This window comes from Chitinophaga sp. 9-1-y, from assembly GCF_059511905.2.
Map to the genome: position 1 here is coordinate 7,289,140 of NZ_CM197955.1, position 18,507 is coordinate 7,307,646.

General features: G+C 44.1%; 14 protein-coding genes. 10 read left to right on the forward strand and 4 right to left on the reverse strand.

The genetic code is table 11. From position 1 onward, the window contains the following. Nucleotides 1-126 precede the first annotated feature (126 nt). From AC5ZC7_RS28980 to recA, 5 genes are all read left to right on the forward strand, one after another. Nucleotides 127-564, forward strand: coding sequence for a hypothetical protein (locus tag AC5ZC7_RS28980; protein WP_496160900.1), 438 nt, complete (start codon nt 127-129; stop codon nt 562-564). 90 nt (nt 565-654) lie between these two features. Continuing rightward, nucleotides 655-1,254: a ribonuclease HII gene (rnhB, locus tag AC5ZC7_RS28985; protein ID WP_496160901.1), complete on the forward strand. Its 600-nt coding sequence runs from the start codon at nt 655-657 to the stop codon at nt 1,252-1,254. 184 nt (nt 1,255-1,438) lie between these two features. Beyond that, nucleotides 1,439-2,863: an RNA polymerase factor sigma-54 gene (rpoN, locus tag AC5ZC7_RS28990; protein WP_511911287.1), complete on the forward strand. Its 1,425-nt coding sequence runs from the start codon at nt 1,439-1,441 to the stop codon at nt 2,861-2,863. A gap of 10 nt (nt 2,864-2,873) precedes the next feature. Beyond that, the gene (locus tag AC5ZC7_RS28995; RefSeq protein WP_496160903.1) at nt 2,874-3,569 is read left to right on the forward strand and encodes a hypothetical protein; all 696 of its coding nucleotides are present in this window, start codon (nt 2,874-2,876) and stop codon (nt 3,567-3,569) included. A gap of 584 nt (nt 3,570-4,153) precedes the next feature. Further along, the gene (recA, locus tag AC5ZC7_RS29000; RefSeq protein WP_496160904.1) at nt 4,154-5,164 is read left to right on the forward strand and encodes a recombinase RecA; all 1,011 of its coding nucleotides are present in this window, start codon (nt 4,154-4,156) and stop codon (nt 5,162-5,164) included. 220 nt (nt 5,165-5,384) lie between these two features. Here recA and typA read toward each other — a convergent pair whose 3' ends face one another. Further along, complete coding sequence (gene typA, locus AC5ZC7_RS29005; RefSeq protein ID WP_496160905.1) at nt 5,385-7,193, reverse strand: translational GTPase TypA; 1,809 nt, start codon at nt 7,191-7,193, stop codon at nt 5,385-5,387. A gap of 320 nt (nt 7,194-7,513) precedes the next feature. On the opposite strand from typA, the gene AC5ZC7_RS29010 reads away from it, so the two are divergent. Beyond that, nucleotides 7,514-8,458 (forward strand): alpha/beta fold hydrolase, encoded by a 945-nt coding sequence (locus AC5ZC7_RS29010; RefSeq protein ID WP_511911288.1) that lies wholly within the window; start codon nt 7,514-7,516, stop codon nt 8,456-8,458. 1 nt (nt 8,459) lies between these two features. On the opposite strand, the gene AC5ZC7_RS29015 is transcribed toward AC5ZC7_RS29010, so the two are convergent. Further along, a complete protein-coding gene (locus tag AC5ZC7_RS29015; RefSeq protein WP_496160906.1) occupies nt 8,460-10,694 on the reverse strand; it encodes a patatin-like phospholipase family protein in 2,235 nt (744 codons plus the stop codon). 203 nt (nt 10,695-10,897) lie between these two features. After that, nucleotides 10,898-11,914 carry a COX15/CtaA family protein gene (locus tag AC5ZC7_RS29020; RefSeq protein ID WP_496160907.1) on the reverse strand — a complete coding sequence of 339 codons (1,017 nt, stop codon included), beginning with the start codon at nt 11,912-11,914 and terminating at the stop codon, nt 10,898-10,900. A gap of 216 nt (nt 11,915-12,130) precedes the next feature. Between AC5ZC7_RS29020 and AC5ZC7_RS29025 the strand changes: the two genes are divergently transcribed. Next, nucleotides 12,131-12,586, forward strand: coding sequence for a hypothetical protein (locus AC5ZC7_RS29025; RefSeq protein ID WP_496160908.1), 456 nt, complete (start codon nt 12,131-12,133; stop codon nt 12,584-12,586). Between the two features lie 84 nt (nt 12,587-12,670). Here the strand turns inward: AC5ZC7_RS29025 and AC5ZC7_RS29030 are convergent, their stop codons facing one another. Then, on the reverse strand, nt 12,671-15,655 hold the full coding sequence (locus tag AC5ZC7_RS29030) for a glycoside hydrolase family 3 N-terminal domain-containing protein (RefSeq protein ID WP_496160909.1): 2,985 nt from the start codon (nt 15,653-15,655) through the stop codon (nt 12,671-12,673). A 280-nt stretch (nt 15,656-15,935) separates the two neighbouring features. Here AC5ZC7_RS29030 and AC5ZC7_RS29035 point away from each other — a divergent pair, with 280 nt between their 5' ends. The 3 genes from AC5ZC7_RS29035 (at nt 15,936) to AC5ZC7_RS29045 (ending at nt 18,492) form a co-directional block, all read left to right on the forward strand. Then, nucleotides 15,936-16,523: an adenylate kinase gene (locus tag AC5ZC7_RS29035; RefSeq protein ID WP_496160910.1), complete on the forward strand. Its 588-nt coding sequence runs from the start codon at nt 15,936-15,938 to the stop codon at nt 16,521-16,523. A 171-nt stretch (nt 16,524-16,694) separates the two neighbouring features. Beyond that, on the forward strand, nt 16,695-17,708 hold the full coding sequence (obgE, locus tag AC5ZC7_RS29040) for a GTPase ObgE (protein WP_496160911.1): 1,014 nt from the start codon (nt 16,695-16,697) through the stop codon (nt 17,706-17,708). Between the two features lie 76 nt (nt 17,709-17,784). Further along, nucleotides 17,785-18,492: a hypothetical protein gene (locus tag AC5ZC7_RS29045; protein ID WP_496160912.1), complete on the forward strand. Its 708-nt coding sequence runs from the start codon at nt 17,785-17,787 to the stop codon at nt 18,490-18,492. The last annotated feature ends 15 nt before the right edge of the window (nt 18,493-18,507 follow it).

Here is an 18,507-nt window from a genome sequence, read left to right on the forward strand (position 1 = left end):
TAGTTATCTGATAATTATTTTTATATGATACCGGCACCATGTCAAAAACTGGAATATGTTTTGATAAGGGGAAATGCCTATAGGCTATGCCAATATTTTATTACCTTGAAAAAAAACGATTGCAGCATGAAAAAAATATTTTTAATAATAGGCCTCGCCGCATTTTTCGCCTGCAATGAAAGTAGCAGTCAGCAGGAAAAAAAGGAAGATGTAAAAGAAAATCTGCAAAAAGCAGGTGATGAGTTAAAATCTGCTGCCAGTAATACCGGCGATTATTTGTCTGAGCAAAAGAAACTGGCGGAAGATGCTATCCGCGAAAGGATTAAGGATATCGACCAGACCACGGCCGAATTGAAAAAAGATGGAGATGAAAAAAGTGAAACAGCCCGTAAAAAGCTGGAAACTTTGAAAGCAGAGATGAACAAGAAGCTACAGGATGTAAAAAACAGCAGTGCAGAAACCTGGGATAGCACCCGGGTGGCAGCGGATCAGCTGATGAAAAAATCTGATAAGGAGTGGACGGATTTCAAACAGAACTTCAAAGATCTGTTTAAAAAGGATTAAGGGCAATACTGCAGTATTCCTTCAAAATTCTACAATCCTTGTTCCTTGTACATTAATCTTGTAATTTTACCCGGCTTAATATATCAGGATTTGCTACTTTCTTATCATCAGGAATTATTAACAGAAGCCGGCTGTGATGAAGCCGGAAGAGGATGCCTGGCGGGTCCTGTATTTGCGGCGGCAGTAATATTGCCCCGGAAATTCAGACACCCATTGCTCAATGATTCTAAACAGATGAAAGCAGCAGACCGGGAGAAACTACGGACCGTGATAGAGGAAAAAGCCATTTGCTATGCAGTGGCCAGTGTGGATAACATAGAAATAGACAAGATAAATATATTAAAAGCTTCTTTCAAAGCCATGCATCTGGCATTGGAGAAGCTACAGCAGCAACCGGAGTTCATACTGGTGGATGGTAACCGCTTTTATGCATACGGCAATACACCACATGCCTGTATTATACAGGGAGATGGTATATATGCCTCCATTGCAGCAGCTTCCGTTCTGGCCAAAACCTACCGGGATGAATATATGCAGCAGTTACATGCCACATATCCTCATTTTGGCTGGGATGTGAATAAAGGTTATCCGACCAGGCAACACCGTGATGCAATACGGGAATTTGGTGATACACCGTACCATCGTAAAACATTCCGTTTGTTGCCGGAGCAATTGGAACTGGACTTATAGCTGTTAGCCATTAGCTGTTAACTATTAGTAAATGTAGCAGAGACGATATGTTGTTGATCTACTAAAAGCTAAACACTAAAGCTAACCGCTCTGTTAAAATTTTGCCCCCTGGGAAACAATTATGCTAAAGCAGACACAACAGCAAAAATTATTACAGAAGCTTTCACCTCAGCAAATTCAGCTTATGAAATTGCTGCAGGTACCTACTGTCAATCTGGAAGAAAGAATAAAAGAAGAACTGGAAGAAAACCCGGCCCTCGAATACGGTGAAGAAGCCGGAGAAGATGAGTTTAAGGAGCAGGACGAGTTTGAAAGCCCCGCTGAAGAGGATGAATTTGAACCGGATGGCAGCGAAAATGAATACGACAATATAGATATTTCTGAATATGTAAGTGAGGGAGATGATGATGTGGCGGATTATAAATTGCGCGATGACAACTACCCCGACCCGGATGAAAGCAATAAAACCATTCCTATCCGGGTGGAAACTTCCTTCCATGAACATTTACTGAGTCAGCTGGGCATGCTGGAACTGGATGACCACCAGAATGCTATTGCAGAACATATCATTGGTAGTATTGATGATGATGGGTACTTGCGCAGGGAAGTCAGCTCTATGGTAGATGACCTGTCTTTTTCACAGAACATTGATACCACAGAAGAAGAGATTTACTCGCTGATAAAAAAAATACAGGATTTCGATCCGGCTGGCGTTTGCGCCACTGACCTGAAAGAATGCTTACTCCTGCAGCTGAAACGCAAATCCCAGGACGATGAAGGCGTACACAATGCCTATCTTATCCTGGAGAACTACTTCGATGAGTTTACCAAGAAGCACTACGAGAAAATACAGAAGGCGCTGAGTCTGACCGATGAAGGCCTGAAAGAAGCCATCACACAAATTATTAAGCTAACGCCTAAACCAGGTGGTAATTTTGCCACGCTGAATAAAGCGGAAAGCTATGTACTGCCCGACTTCTTCATCTTAAATAATGCCGGCAAACTGGAGCTCACCCTGAATTCCCGCAATGCACCCGACCTGCGTATTTCCGGTGGTTACCGGGAAATGCTGAAAGAATATGACCGTGGGGATAAAAAGGATAAGCGTCAGAAAGAAGCCGTATTATTTATCAAGCAAAAAATCGATGCCGCCAAATGGTTTATAGATGCTATTAAGCAACGGCAACATACGCTATTGTCTACCATGGAGTCTATCATGGATTATCAGCGCGAATTTTTCCTTACGGGAGATGAAACCACGATGAAGCCAATGATCCTGAAAGATATCGCGGATCGTACGCAGCTGGATATTTCCACGGTAAGCCGGGTGGCCAACAGCAAGTATGTGCAAACGGAGTTTGGTACCTTTAAGCTGAAATTTTTCTTCTCTGAATCTTTGTCTACCGACAGCGGAGAAGAAGTATCTACAAGAGAGGTAAAGAAGATTTTATCAGATCTGATAGAGGCGGAAAACAAGCGTAAGCCGCTGAGTGATGAAAATCTGACGAAGATGTTGCAAGACAAAGGATACAATATTGCCCGCCGTACGGTGGCCAAATACAGGGAGCAGCTGAATATACCGGTAGCCCGTTTACGTAAAGAATTATAAGCACGATACCATGCAAGAACATGCAGTTTTAGACCGGAACGGAAATTTAGAGGCGGCGCCGGAGTTTTCACCCGTAATGAGATCACTGGCCCAGGTCATTTCCTACCTTACACATCCGCTGTTCATTCCGCTGCTGGTAACGTTTTTAGTGCTGGAGTCGATCCCGGAATATATGGTGGCGTTTAAGTCTATCAGCAAGCGTTTTGCCTTTGACATGCTATATTTCAGGGTAGCCATTATCAGTATTGGTTTTCCGGTACTGACCATGTTACTGGCTAAAGCTTTGAAGTTTGTGTCCTCTGTATATATGAAAACGCAGCGCGACAGGATTATTCCTTATGTAGCGATGATCACGTATTACTTCTGGGCATTTTATACTTTTTTACAGGAGGGTCGGGCGCCTAAGTTCTACACCGCTTTCTTCCTGGGCGTTTTTATCAGCGTCTCCATTTCGTTTATCTCTAATAACTTTATCAAAACCAGCATGCATACAGTAGGCTGGGGTGGCGTGATTGGTTTTTTACTGTCGTTGATGTGGGGAATGCATATGAATGTTACAGTACCCCTGGTTATTACTTTCTTTGTCGCAGCCGTAGTAGCTACTGCCCGGATGGTGCTGGATGCCCATACCCCGCGCGAAATATATATTGGTTTCCTGATTGGTATTACTTCACAGCTGGTAGCCTGCTGGTTCTTAGTAAAATAGGGGTTAATAGCCATTCTATTTCCCTGTTCCCTGCTGAATTAACCAACAGGGAACGGGGAGAACAGTATATAGATAGAATGGCCAAAAAAATTTTTGGGGTTTAACCTGGACCACTTCACTGTATCACTCACACACATTGGATGCAAGGCCACAAGGCAGGCTAACAAACAATCTTAACAAACAGTAGGGGGATTAACTTTCAACAACTAAACTTGACAATACAAAAGTCAAACATTCTACGCTGATACTCAAGCGTATAACTACGCTTTTTAAAAATGCAGTAGAATTCTCATTTCCGGAGATGTATAATTTTTTTGAGCGGGTTTGTTGATACGCACATTCAATGCGTAATGGGATTGCATCTTTGTTATGTCGTTGGGGGTTATCCTTTAAAGATGAAGCTGTTAAGCAGCAAACGTGGGTAATCAACAAGATATAAAAGCGAATACTATTTAATTTAGCATTTAAAAGAAATTGCTAAAAAATTTAGGAAAATAAAAAATTAGGTTATAACTTAGCAATCCAATTAACATGCTTTCTAATTGTGATCAGCTATCTTTTAAATTTGTAAAAACATTAATGATATGTCTACAGCCAATGCAGAAAAACTGAAGGCCCTGCGCCTCACAATGGACAAGATTGAGAAAGATTTCGGTAAGGGATCTGTGATGATGATGGGAGAAAAAGCAGAAGCACCTATGGAAGTTATTTCCACCGGGTCTCTGGGGCTTGATATTGCACTTGGAATTGGAGGTTTACCGAAAGGAAGAATTATCGAGATATATGGACCTGAGTCTTCCGGTAAAACCACTATCGCCATACATACTATTGCAGAAGCACAAAAGAAAGGTGGTATCTGCGCCATTATAGATGCGGAGCATGCTTTTGATAGCTCTTACGCAAGAAGACTGGGAGTAGACGTAGATTCCCTGTTGATATCACAACCGGACCATGGTGAGCAGGCACTGGAAATCGCAGATCGTCTGATCCTTTCCGGAGCAGTAGATGTAGTAGTAATTGACTCCGTAGCTGCCCTGGTACCAAAAAGCGAGTTGGAAGGTGAAATGGGTGAAAGCAAAATGGGATTACAAGCCCGTTTGATGTCACAGGCGCTGCGTAAGTTAACCGCCACCATCTCCAAAACAAATTGCTGCTGCATATTTATTAACCAATTACGTGAAAAGATAGGTGTGATGTTCGGTAACCCTGAAACAACCACTGGTGGTAATGCGCTGAAGTTCTACGCATCTGTAAGGCTCGACATACGCCGTATGAGCCAGATAAAAGATGGTGACGAAGCAGTTGGTAACCGCGTGAAAGTAAAAGTTGTAAAGAATAAAGTAGCTCCACCATTCCGCCAGGCTGAATTTGATATCATCTATGGTCAGGGTGTTTCCAAAATGGGTGAGATCATTGACATGGGGGTTGAATATGGTGTGATCCAGAAAAGTGGTAGCTGGTTTAGCTATGATACCAATAAATTAGGTCAGGGCCGTGATGCAGTAAAACAACTGCTGAACGATAATCCTGAACTGGCAGCAGAAATAGAAACGAAGATTAAAGTGAAGATCCAGGAAAAGCAAGACGCTGAATAAGTGATCGCTTTTTGAACGTTGTCAGAAACATTTTGATTAAATCTTACTTTAAAGATATACACAGAAGTTAGTTTTAGTTTTAGTAAGCATTGGGTTAGTATGCACATCCCTGCCTTGTCCTGGGCGGGGATTTTTTTGACCCTTAACCCCGAAAAAGAAAAACCCGCTCCGGTAATCGGAGCGGGTTTTTCTTTTTTCACTAGTTTATCTTACAAAGCAATTAAGCTTCTGCTTTCATGCTCTTAGCTGTTCTCTTACGCTCTTCCTCATCCAGGATAACTTTACGCATACGGATGAAGTTAGGTGTAACTTCAATACACTCATCATGCTGGATATACTCCATACATTCTTCCAGTGTCATCAGAATCTTAGGTGCAATGTTAGCCGCACCATCAGTTCCGCTCGCACGCATGTTGGTCAGTTTCTTTCCTTCGTTTGGATTCACCACCAGGTCACCTGGTTTGTTGGTTTCACCAATGATCATACCCTTGTACACTTCTTCTCCCGGATCAACGAAGAAAGATCCTCTATCCTGCAGTTTATCGAGAGAGTAACCAGTAGTAGTACCAGCTTCTTTCGCAATCAACACACCATTGTTACGGCCTGGGATAGCACCTTTCCATGGTTTGTAATCATTAAATCGGTGCGCCATTACCGCTTCACCAGCAGTAGCTGTGAGCATCTGTGTACGCAAACCAATCAAACCACGGGAAGGAATTTCAAATTCCAGGTGTTGCATTTCACCCTTGGTTTCCATGATCAGCATTTCACCTTTACGGCGGGTTACCAGGTCAATTACTTTGCTGGCAAATTCCTGCGGAACGTCAACCACGAGGGTTTCGTACGGTTCGCATTTTTTTCCATCTACATGCTTCACAATTACTTGCGGCTGACCAACGGTCAACTCGTAACCCTCACGACGCATGGTCTCAATCAATACACCTAAGTGCAGGATACCACGACCATATACCATGAAGCTATCAGCACTGTCAGAATCCATTACACGGAGTGCCAGGTTCTTTTCAGTTTCTTTTGTTAAACGATCACGCAGGTGGCGGGAAGTAACAAACTTACCATCCTTACCAAAGAATGGAGAGTTGTTAATACCAAACAACATGTTCATGGTTGGCTCATCTACACTGATAACAGGTAATGCTTCTGGTTCTTCTGCATCAGCAATAGTATCACCAATGTTGAAACCTTCAATACCTACTACCGCGCAAATATCACCAGCAAATACTTTTGTTACTTTTCTTTTACCTAACGCTTCAAAGATGTATAACTCACGTACTTTCTGCTTTTTATTAGTACCATCCGCCTGCATTAAAGTAATCCACTGACCTTCTTCGATGGAAGCACGGGCAACTTTACCTACCGCAATACGGCCAAGGAAAGAAGAGTAATCCAGGGAAGTGATCTGCATTTGCAGGTTGCCTTCTGGTGTTTTAGGTTCTGGCACATATTGCAGGATACCATCCATCAGCGGCGTAATATCTTCGCTTTGTTCTAATGAACTGTTGAACCAGCCATTTTTACCGGAACCATAGAAAGTTGGGAAGTTCAACTGATCTTCTGTAGCATCCAGGTTAAAGAACAATTCAAAAACAGCATCGTGTACTTCATCAGGACGGCAGTTTGCTTTATCAACTTTATTGATAACAACAATTGGCTTCAGGTGCAGCTGTAAGGCTTTCTGCAACACAAAACGCGTTTGCGGCATCGGCCCTTCGAAAGCATCCACTAACAGGATAACACCATCGGCCATTTTCAATACTCTTTCCACTTCACCACCAAAGTCGGCGTGGCCTGGAGTATCAATAACGTTGATTTTGGTCCCCTTATACTCAACAGAAGCGTTCTTACTGAAGATGGTGATACCACGTTCTCTTTCAAGATCGTTACTATCCATGATCAGCTCGCCCGATTCCTGGTTAGCCCGGAATACATTGGTCTGATGAAGGATTTTGTCAACCAGGGTAGTTTTACCATGGTCTACGTGTGCAATGATTGCGATATTACGAATGTTCATATGCTTAAATCTTTAGCTATCAGCCATTAACAAAATTTACGCTAATAGCTACAAAAAGAAGGCGCAAAGGTACGAAAACATAGCGAGAATGAAGGAAACACGTTTTAAATAAATGTAATCATTTAGTCACACTGCATTTATATCTCATAAGACACTGACAGCCATTGATTTACAATTAATTATAAGCCAACATGACAACCCCACCGCTTTGTGGCGTCAATTTTGTTTCGTCCACAACGTTCTCACCGCTTAATCCGTTAAAGATGATAAAATACATATACACCCTAATAATCGCCTGTTTTACAATTATTTATACCCCTGTGGTTGCTCAACAAATGCCTGGCCAGGATATCACCCTCTCTCAATATAAATATCCCTTTCCGGTACATTTTCTATCACTCCATATACAAGGGCAACAGCTCAAAATGGCTTATATGGATGTACAACCTTCTAAACCAAATGGCAAAACCATTGTTCTCCTGCACGGCAAAAATTTTTGCGGCGCCTACTGGGACAGCACGGCAGCAGACCTCAGCAATAATGGCTTTCGCGTAATTATACCTGATCAGATCGGTTTCGGTAAATCCTCCAAACCAGCACATTTCCAATATACTTTCCAACAACTGGCTCAAAACACCAAGGCCCTGCTCGATACATTGGAAATCACCAAAGCCGCTGTATTGGGGCATTCTATGGGAGGTATGCTCGCCACCCGCTTTGCACTGATGTATCCCGAAATGACAGAAAAGCTCATACTGGAAAATCCTATCGGCCTGGAAGATTGGAAAGTAAAAGTACCCTATCAGTCAATAGATAAATGGTATAAAGCAGAACTACAGCAGTCTTACGAAAAAATTAAACAATACATGATGGACAGCTATTACGCCGGTAAGTGGTCTCCTGCTTATGATAAATGGGCACAGCTTCAGGCCAGCTGGATCAGTAATCCTGATTATTCCACAGTAGCCTGGAACGCCGCTTTAACCTATGACATGATTTTTACCCAGTCCGTATTATATGAATTTGAAAATATAGCGGCTCCTACCCTGCTCATCATTGGGCAACGCGACCGCACCGCCCTTGGGAAAGCGGCTGTTTCGCCGGAAGTGCGCAAAACGTTAGGCGACTACCCTACACTGGGGAATAATGCTGCCAAAAAAATTCCACACGCCACACTGGTGCCTATTGAAGGTGTGGGGCATCTTCCCCACATTGAAGCATATACGCAGTTCATCGCGTCACTGCTGAAATTTTTACAACAATAATTTATTGGTTCTCCAGCAGCTTCACCACGTAATCCAATGCGCTCTGATTGGCCGGGTTATCAAGTGCGTGGGCAATGTCTAATTTTTCGCGGGAAGTAAGGTGCCACGACAACGCCGCTGCCTTATCTGTTTTCTGTGGTACATACTGGAAAATAATGCGGTGGAACTTATCTGGGAAGTATCCTTCCATATAATTCAGCAAATCATCCTGGTCGAAATCCTGCATGGCGCTCCAGTGTTGCTGCATCGTAAATAATGGTTCAAATAACAGGTCGCTGAGATCTTTCGTTTTCTTGATAGGGGAAATATCGTTCTTACGGGTATCGCGTATCTGTATATACACCACCCCGCTGGTGTTTTCATCGATCCATTTGCTAAAGGTATAGAGGTATCGCAAAGTGGTTTGCTGACCGAAGTTATCACGGATACCGGCATCCATCACATCTACAATAGGATTGCTGGGTAAAAACGCATTGGGCAATACATAAGGGAAGGTGGCACACATCCGGATAGCGCTGGTGACCCGTAGGTCCATAGCATCTTGTGCAGCAAAGTATTGCGCAAAATCAACCCCATCAATATCTCTCACCTGCCGGGTTGGATATAGGTACTGTGGACTACACAAATAACTGATTGGCTGCGGTGAAATCATCAGGCGACGACCATCGGCGTTGATCGTTGCATTCCATATCAGCATGGGAATCTCTGCATTTGCCTCCGGCTGCCGGTATTCTTGCAGCGTTTTATCCAATATATTGTCGGTATGCTCGTTCAGTTGTCTTTCAAAAGCATAGCCTCTGTCTTTTGCGTACTGATTTTTCCCAATGGAAAAGCTTCGCCATGGCGTAATAAAATCATTTACCGCCATGGAAGTAAACACCGAATTGAGCAAGTCCATCGATACCCTTTCGGTATATACCGGATTAGAAAGCCGGATGGGCTTCCCCTGTTGCTGCTCGTAATACAATTCCCGGAAATAGCTGGCTCCCAACATACCACCGGATGCGCCGGTCATTAATACGGTATGTTCCATCAAATGCCCGTGTAGTAAGCTATCCAGCCGCTGCAGCACGTTCACGCTCCAGGTGGCAGACCGACTTCCTCCCCCACTGAAATTCATGACAATCAATGGTGGCTTTTTATTAGCCGGAAACTTCTTTCTCCATTTCTCTAAAATCTGAATCCCCTGCTTCTTGTCTGCCTCATATTTCTCTCTCGTAAAAAACTGTTGTAATGCAGCCACACTATATTCCGGGCGATCCTTCTTTTGCCGGTAATTCAGGCCATAGGCTTTGTTCCGGTTATCTACCCAGTTGTGTTCTACCATCCAGTTCAGGCCAAACAGCATTACCAGCAAAATAGGAATAGACCAGGTTTGCAGCATATACGAATAGGCGCCGGCCACCCCGATAAGGAAAGCGAAAAAGATGAGCACACTGGCGCCCGCAGGGATCCTGAATACATCATAGTCCATCATATAGGCCAGTATCACCAGGAAAATGAGGGAGCAGCCCACGGTGATCATGGCGGCAAAGTGATGTTGCTTCAGGATGCTGTCAAGGTAATGTTTATTATAGTGGTCTACGTTCCTGGCTCTGCGAATGCGCCACGGAGTGGAAAAGTAGTTGTGTACTGGCAACGCATTTTCGTCTGGTTCCTGTGTGGGCTTCATAATCATCCGCAGAAAGTTGCGTGGATTGCCGAATCGCTTTTCCAAACGACGACCAATATTCTTATCTGCATTAAAAAAATAAAAAAAGCAGAAGAAAAAAATAAACAATACCCCACAGATGAAACCCTCTCCCAGCAACAGAATATCCGGAATATCGCTCAACTGTTCATATCGCTGATATTCCCATCCGCGGTAAAGCGTACTGAGAATGAAAACCAGTGGGATAATCGCGTTATTCAAACAATAACGGAAAAAAGGCTGGGAAGTGGTGGCCAGAAACTTGAAACGGCCTGTATGCAAAATAAAAGTGGTGATTTGCCAACTCATGATAAACATACCGGTGGCTAATCCTAATATCGTAGTACTATAGAAGTTTACTTTACCCAGGTACTCCGGCGCCAGGTACAGCGCATCTCCGCCAAACACCTTGGCGAAACCGCCATTGATGGTGCTAAAGAGTATCACCCAAAAAATAAGTAACACCTGGTACTTCCTGAAATGCAGGAGCAGTAGCTGTATAGGGAAAGAATAGTAAGTTTTTATCAATAATAACTTCACCTTCATCAGACGATTATTGCAAATAAACCTACGGAAAATTTACGGATTTATGAGCCTTGCCGCGAAGGAATTTCTCCTGAAGCATAAAGCGCAAAGCAAAATGCAAAAAGCTATTAAAGCAAATGACCAGGGCGAATGAGTAAATTTGAATACCCGCCCTGGTCATTTGCTTTAATAGCTTTTTACTTTGTTTACAGGTGCTTTAGCACTTATGCCTGCTGCTTTCCCCTACTCAGGAAAAGTGTCCATATCAATGACAGCAATAATAACATACCAACGCCCTGGTGCAGTATACCGTAACTAATTGGAATTTTAACCTGGCTGTTTAACAAGGTCAATACGCCCAGCAATACCTGTAATAAAACCAACAGCAGTGGCAGGTAACGAATCATATGTAACTGGCTATGGTTATGGGTTTGTGCTGATTTCCACCACCAAATAGCAATAAGTAATGTTATCAGGTAGGCAAGTCCGCGGTGTATAAATTGAATGGTAATAGGATTATGCGCAATATCTGCCAGGAAACCGCCCTGTGAGAACATGTTGGCTGGTACCCAGGCTCCATTGATATCCGGCCAGGTATTAGCCACCAAAGCGGTATGCAATCCTGCCATGAATGCGCCATATACCAATTGTACCACCAATAATATCAATAAGGTGATATTCAGTTTCTTTAATGTTGGCACCGCTAATATTTCTTCATCGCGCACACTCAGTTTCAATGCAAACCAAAACACATAACACAGTAGCACCAAAGCAGAAATGAAGTGAATCGCCAAACGGATGTGGTTAACATATAAATTCTCTTCGTTCAGCCCGCTCATCACCATTACCCATCCTATCAATCCCTGCAGGCCGCCCAGTACAAATAATATGATCATAGGATTGATCATACTTTTGTTAATCTTCTTCTGAATAATAAAATAGATGAATGGTACAATAAATACCAGCGCCATTAACCGGGCCCAGTCGCGGTGCAACCACTCCCAGAAGAAGATAAATTTAAAATCAGATAATGTAAAATGGTTATTTACATATTTATATTGCGCAATTTCCTTGTATCCTTCAAATGCGCGTTGCCAGGCAGCTTCGTTTGTAGGAGGAAACGCGCCTAACAGCGGCTGCCATTCTGTAATGGATAACCCGGATCCGGTTAAACGGGTGATTCCACCCAGTAAAACCTGCACTATCAACATGCCCACGCCGATATATAGCCAAATGGCCACCGGCCGATTATTTTTTATTGTTACTGCTTCCATAAACGCTGCAAAAATAGGGAATGAATGCCGAACAAGTCCCCTAAATACTCACATTATTTTAACAAAGGCGTAATGTTCTGTTAATCCTGTCGTCGGAGATTTGCATCGAAATCATAAGGCACCATTGTATTAGCTAATACCGCCCTCATTTAAAAAGATGAACACAATAAAAAAAATAAAGTCATGAAACACTTACGTTTTGTTTTTTTAGCACCCAAAGCAGCATTGTTATTATTTGTTACTATTCTGTTACCCATCCTGCATGCCGCCGCTCAGTCTACCACATTTGCTTATAATGTAGAAAGACGTACCAGCGAAAAACCTGCAGCCGTTGCTCCTGTTGAATCTTTCAACGTTCATATTACACAATTACAGAAAGATCAACTGTTATTTCAATTGTCTGTTGATAATCCGGGCAACGAAAAGCTGACGCTTTACATTAAAGACAATTTCAATAACACACTGCACCGCGAAATACTGCCTTCTACACTGCGCTTCGAAGCACGCTATAACCTCGCATCCCTGGAAGATGGCGATTATATCTTCGAAATCAGAGCAGGAAAAAATAAACTGGCAGAAAAAGCAATTGCTATAAAAACTCAGACCCTCGTTAACAGAAACGTTTCCGTTACCGAGTAAGCAAAAATTAAAAACTGTTTAAAAGAAAAGACCTAAGCGATGATGCGCTTAGGTCTTTTCTTTTAAACAGCTTTTTGATGTATCCTATTTCTTTATCGATTCATATACCGCTTCGAACATTTTTTCGCGGGTATGTATCGCCGCTAATTTCGTATTAGCGCCGCCGTTAGGATATACCCGGTTGCCCAGGAATATAAATACAATCCCGGAAGAAGGATCTGCCCAAACACAGGTGCCGGTATAGCCGGTATGTCCGAATGTAGTAGCAGAGGCACTTTTAGCCGGATAAGGCTCCCGGCGGGAAGCATTGTCTTTTTCGGGTTTATCGAAGCCCAGCCCGCGACGGCTGAGGGAGCTGCCATACGCAGTAAATAATTGCACTGTTTCCGGTTTTATATACTGTACCCCATTAAAAGTGCCTTTATTCAGCAACATCTGCATAATCACGCCCAGGTCGTTGGCATTGGAGAACAGGCCTGCATGGCCGGCTACGCCACCAAACATGGCAGCACCAGGATCATGTACATCGCCACGTAGCTGCTGCATCCGGAAAGAATATTCATGTTCGGTAGGCACAATTTCCGACAAAGAGAAACGCTGTCTGGGTAAAAAACCGGTAGTAGCGAGCCCCATGGGTGCATAAAACGTTTCACGTACATAGTCGTTTAATTTTTTACCGGTGAGTTGTTCTACCACCTTTCCCAAAAAAATGAAGTCACAGTCGCTGTACACATAACCCTGATGCGGAGATAACTTACTGTCCAGGATCTTTTTCCAGATGCTGTCTACATAGCTGTCTTCCATATACATATTTTCTGCTACACGGATGCCATGGGTGGCATCCGGAGTAGTGTGGTACAGGATGGTATCCGGATAGCCACTGGGATATAATGTCTCTTTATAAAAAGGTATAAAAGGCACCAATCCGGCCTGATGCAATAAAACATCGCGGATACGCAACCCGGCTTTGTCGGTACCCAGTACCTGGGGCAGATATACGCCCAATGTGGCATCGAGGTTTAATTTGCCTTCATCATAGAGATGCATGACAGCCAGCGTGGTAGCACATATTTTGGTTACAGACGCCAGGTCGTATATAGATTGCGGTGATACTGGTTCTGCCTTGTTATACTCATAATGACCGAAGCAGCGGTTGTATATCACTTTCCCATCTTTCATGGCCAGTACCTGGGCCCCGGGAGCCGCTCCGTGGGCAATCATATCGTTGGCAAAGCCATCGATCTTTAGCAGGGCCTGTTCATCTACACCCGCATCTTTGGCAGAAGCCATGGGCAAAATGGTGAACTGATTCACTTTATAGGTAATGCCGGTACCTGAAGGCAGGCCGGGACATACGGTGACGGGTAACTTACCGGAAGGGCCCAGTTTACCAAACAGCAGATCTGCCGCTACCTTCTGGGTGGTGCTATCATCTTCGTAGGCGGCAATGATGGCAGGCGCATCGCAGAAATACTGGATTGCGTAAGGGTTGCCGAAAGCAATGGTTACAGAAGGTACTTCCGTTTGTAGCTGGCGGATAATGAGGCGTTCGGCCATCGTTAGTCCGAAGTTATTGGCCGGACGGCGGCTATAGTCGTGAAGACTGATGATTACGGCTTTATAATCGCGCTGGATGCGGGATACGATTGGTGCTATCTGATCTACCGACTGCCGGGAAGTAAAAATAAAGGCGTCGGTGCCTGGTTTATATTCTTTAACCGTTTGTAGAAACGTATTGCTGGCATCGGCGCCAATGGCAATAACCGCCAGCTTTTGCTGGGTCATGGCCGGAGAAAACGGCACCAGCTTTTTATCGTTGCGTACCAGTGTGATGGCACTTTCCGCGATGCGTTTACGGAGACTGTCTGTTTGTGCATTCAGGTCGTCGGCCAGGTGATCAGTGTCAATGTGTTGTGGTTTCCAGAGGCCCAGGTTGTATTTGGCGCGTAAAACTTTCTTTACGCGTTCGTCTACTTCGTCCTGGTCAATTTTACCTGCTTTAATGGCCTTTTTAATGGCGTCCACGCTACCGGCGGCAGTAGAAGGCAGGATCATCAGGTCGTTGCCGGCCAGCAGTGATTGGAGGGATTCCTGTCCTTTAGTATAAAATTTTGCGATGCCTTTCATTTCGAGGGCATCGGTTACAATCAGCCCTTTGTAGCCCAGTTCATTTTTCAGCAGTTTTGTAACCGCATTGTAAGAAATAGAGGTAGGCGTATTAGGTTTTTTATCGATAGATGGGATATACAGGTGAGCAATCATTATAGATCCCACGCCGGCAGCAATGGCTTCGCGGAAGGGATATAGCTCCAGTGAATCCAGTTGTTCCCTTGTTTTGTTGATGGTAGGCAGGTCGAGGTGTGAGTCTACATTGGTATCACCATGACCGGGGAAGTGTTTGGCGCAGGCCATCACACCGGCATCCTGCATACCCCGGATAGTGGCTACGCCCATGCGGGCTACCTGGTATTTATTTTCTCCGAAGGAACGATCGTTGATGACCGGGTTAGCGGGATTGTTATTCACGTCCATGTCCGGGGCAAAATCAATGTGGATACCCATCCGGCGACATTGTTCCCCAATTAATTTGCCGGCATCGTAGGCCAGGGTGGTATCCTGTACGGCGCCAATCATCATATTGCGGGGCAGGGAAATAACGCTGTCGAGGCGCATGCCGAGTCCCCATTCTCCATCAATGGCTACCAGCAATGGTACTTTAGAGATAGATTGGTAGTAGTTAGTTAAGCCGGCTTGTCTTACCGGGCCGCCCTGGAAGAAGATAATGCCACCTACTTTATTGTCTTGTATATCTTTAATTACTGCGTTTATGTGATCGGGGCCCAGGTTAGAGTGGGCGCGTATCATAATGAGTTGAGCAATACGTTCTTCGGGGGTGAGCGACTGAAACACGCTATCAGCCCACTGGGAAGCTTTATCTTGTTGTGGTGTTATTTGTTGTGTGGTGGCTTTTTTCTGCTTTTTTTTCTGTTTAAACATCAGGGGTGCGGAAATAGCGCTCCCGGTCATCATTAAACCTGTAAGTCCTGCAACCAATAATTGTTTCCTCATATCATAAACTTACAAAATTCGGGTGTAAATCCAGTGCTGTTCCACTGAATATCAAAGAATTACTAATAATAATCATATGATTTTGTTAGATAGAAAGTAATTGATTAAATTAGGATAGCCTGTTGAAGATAATTTAGGTATTCTGGTTAAAAATTGAAATATGTTTACTATTTTGTCAGAATATTTACATTTAGTTCAATCAATCGTAATTTTAATTACCAATACATTCATCTGTTTCATATATTTGCAGCCTTGCGAGTAAAGTAGATTTTAATTAAACATGGTCAATCTCATTTTATTTGGCCCTCCCGGTAGCGGCAAGGGTACACAAAGTGCTAATATCATCCAGAAGTATGGACTTATTCATTTATCCACCGGCGATTTGCTGCGTAGTGAGATTGGTGATAAGACGCCGCTGGGTCTTGAGGCCAAGAAATTCATGGATCAGGGTCATTTAGTACCTGACGAAGTGGTGATTGGCATGATTAGCTCCAAACTGGAAGCTAACCCGGAAGCACGTGGTTTCATTTTCGATGGTTTTCCCCGTACCACTGCGCAGGCAGAGGCACTGGACAAGCTGTTGGCATTGAAGAAAACGGCTATTTCCGCGGTGCTGTCTCTCGAAGTGCCGGAAGATGCACTGATTAAGCGTCTGCTGAACCGTGGTTTAACCTCTGGTCGTAGCGATGATGCTTCTGAAGAAGTAGTAAAGGCACGTATCGTAGAATATCACAACAAAACGGCTCCTGTAGCGGATCACTATTCCAAATTTGGCAAGTTCAAGAAGGTGAAAGGTGATGGCACAGAAGCGGAAGTCTTCGAACTGTTGTCCAAAGAATTGGATGAACTGGTAGGAGAAAAAGTATAGTTGTAAGCGGAATACCGCTATCACAAAGACTTATAGCATTTTATCATACAACGCAAAGATGGTAAGTATACTGCTCTTGGCACCTGGATGGTGCTAATTGGCGTAAACTTCCGATCTTTGCGTTTTGTTTTTCTGTTGTTATGGAAGCAACAGACTTAAAATCAGAGATTAGTGGAAAAAGCGAACTTCGTAGATTATATCCGTGTATTTTGTAAATCCGGGAAAGGTGGCGCAGGCAGTATGCACTTTATGCGTACCAAATTTAATGCGCAGGCCGGCCCTGATGGCGGCGATGGCGGTCGAGGCGGACATGTTATATTAAGAGGTAATTCACAGCTGTGGACCCTTCTGCATCTCCGTTGGCACAAGAACCTGCTGGCAGAAGACGGCGAAAACGGCAGCGGCGACAACTGTACCGGCCGTTTTGGTAAGGATATTATCATTGAAGTACCACTGGGCACCCAGGCCAAAGACGAAGAAACCGGCGAAGTAGAAGCAGAAATTCTGCACGACGGTCAGGAAATCATCTGGATTCCGGGCGGACAAGGCGGTAAAGGCAATGCTTATTTTAAGTCTGCCACTAACCAAACCCCTGAATATGCCCAACCAGGCATGCCTGGTAAAGAAGGCTGGAAAGTAGTAGAGTTGAAGGTACTGGCAGATGTAGGCCTTGTAGGCTTCCCTAATGCCGGCAAATCCACCCTCTTGTCTACTATCACAGCGGCCAAACCTAAAGTGGCCGACTACGCCTTTACAACACTTACCCCCCAACTGGGTATGGTGGAATACCGCGACAGCAAATCGTTCTGTATTGCCGACTTGCCGGGTATCATCGAAGGTGCACATGAAGGAAAAGGATTAGGTCATCGATTTTTACGACATATTGAAAGAAACGCCGTATTATTATTCCTGATTCCGGCAGATAGCGCAGATCACCGCAAAGATTTTGAGGTACTTGTGAATGAGCTGGAACAATACAATCCCGAATTGCTGGATAAACAGTTTCTGCTGGCCATCAGTAAAAGCGATATGCTGGATGATGAGCTGAAAGCCGCTATATCAGCGGAGCTACCGGAAGATGTACCTCATGTATTCATCTCCTCTGTTACCAACCAGGGCCTCAGTGAACTGAAAGATATTTTGTGGGAAGCCCTGAACAGAAAAATAGATACCGAGGTGCAGTAAACGCAGCATAACTGTTGCCGGATTTACGGGAAAAACTATTTTCGACGCCAATGTTCGTTACAGTATCCCGTATATCATGAAAACATCCTTTTTCTTTGCAGCCACCCTGTTACTGCTGACAGCCTGCCAACACGCCCCCAAAGCTGAAAAAGCCAGGGCTGTGCAGATTGATACCATGCAGCTGGTGGCTCCCCCGGCAGCATCTGTTAAAGTAGCCTCCAATGAAGTAAACGTAGTGACCCGTGACTCCACTACGTATATCCGTTTCGGTGACTGCTACTTTTCATTGGACTGGATCAAACCGGATGCAAAACGTAACGACTTCGAATTGCATCCGGACACCCTCTTCTTCCTGCAGGATTACCTACACAGCATTGAAGGACAAATGCTCGCCGTTACCACCGGCGAAACCCGGAAAATTCACGTATCTCAATCCTACGAAACCAGTGCTGTTATTGGCCACGAGCCCTTACTCAACTGGAAACATTACCACTCTCCCTGGGAACCACTCAACCCCGAAGCCAGTAACTTCTTCATTTGCAAAAAATATACGCCCGCAGAAAAAAAATTATTCCCGCCCACCAACATTACCCAGCTACAACAATACCTGAAACATCATGGCACTCCTGCACAATATGCTTCAGTAGCCCGCCTGAATAGTTTTCCCATGGCGCCCGTTCACATTGCCATCAGCCGCTATTACATCCGGCTGGATGGATTCACCAACAAAACCACCAACAAAATCAATAAACTACTCATTATCGAAGTAGCATTTAAAAGCTGATAACATCTATATTTA

Coding starts and splice junctions, on each gene's coding strand:
- AC5ZC7_RS29030 (WP_496160909.1), bottom strand. CDS start 15,655: ATGAGGAAACAATTATTGGTTGCAGGACTTACAGGTTTAATGATGACC.
- AC5ZC7_RS29035 (WP_496160910.1), top strand. CDS start 15,936: ATGGTCAATCTCATTTTATTTGGCCCTCCCGGTAGCGGCAAGGGTACA.
- AC5ZC7_RS29045 (WP_496160912.1), top strand. CDS start 17,785: ATGAAAACATCCTTTTTCTTTGCAGCCACCCTGTTACTGCTGACAGCC.
- rpoN (WP_511911287.1), top strand. CDS start 1,439: ATGAAATTGCTGCAGGTACCTACTGTCAATCTGGAAGAAAGAATAAAA.
- AC5ZC7_RS28980 (WP_496160900.1), top strand. CDS start 127: ATGAAAAAAATATTTTTAATAATAGGCCTCGCCGCATTTTTCGCCTGC.
- recA (WP_496160904.1), top strand. CDS start 4,154: ATGTCTACAGCCAATGCAGAAAAACTGAAGGCCCTGCGCCTCACAATG.
- typA (WP_496160905.1), bottom strand. CDS start 7,193: ATGAACATTCGTAATATCGCAATCATTGCACACGTAGACCATGGTAAA.
- AC5ZC7_RS28995 (WP_496160903.1), top strand. CDS start 2,874: ATGCAAGAACATGCAGTTTTAGACCGGAACGGAAATTTAGAGGCGGCG.
- AC5ZC7_RS29025 (WP_496160908.1), top strand. CDS start 12,131: ATGAAACACTTACGTTTTGTTTTTTTAGCACCCAAAGCAGCATTGTTA.
- AC5ZC7_RS29015 (WP_496160906.1), bottom strand. CDS start 10,694: ATGAAGGTGAAGTTATTATTGATAAAAACTTACTATTCTTTCCCTATA.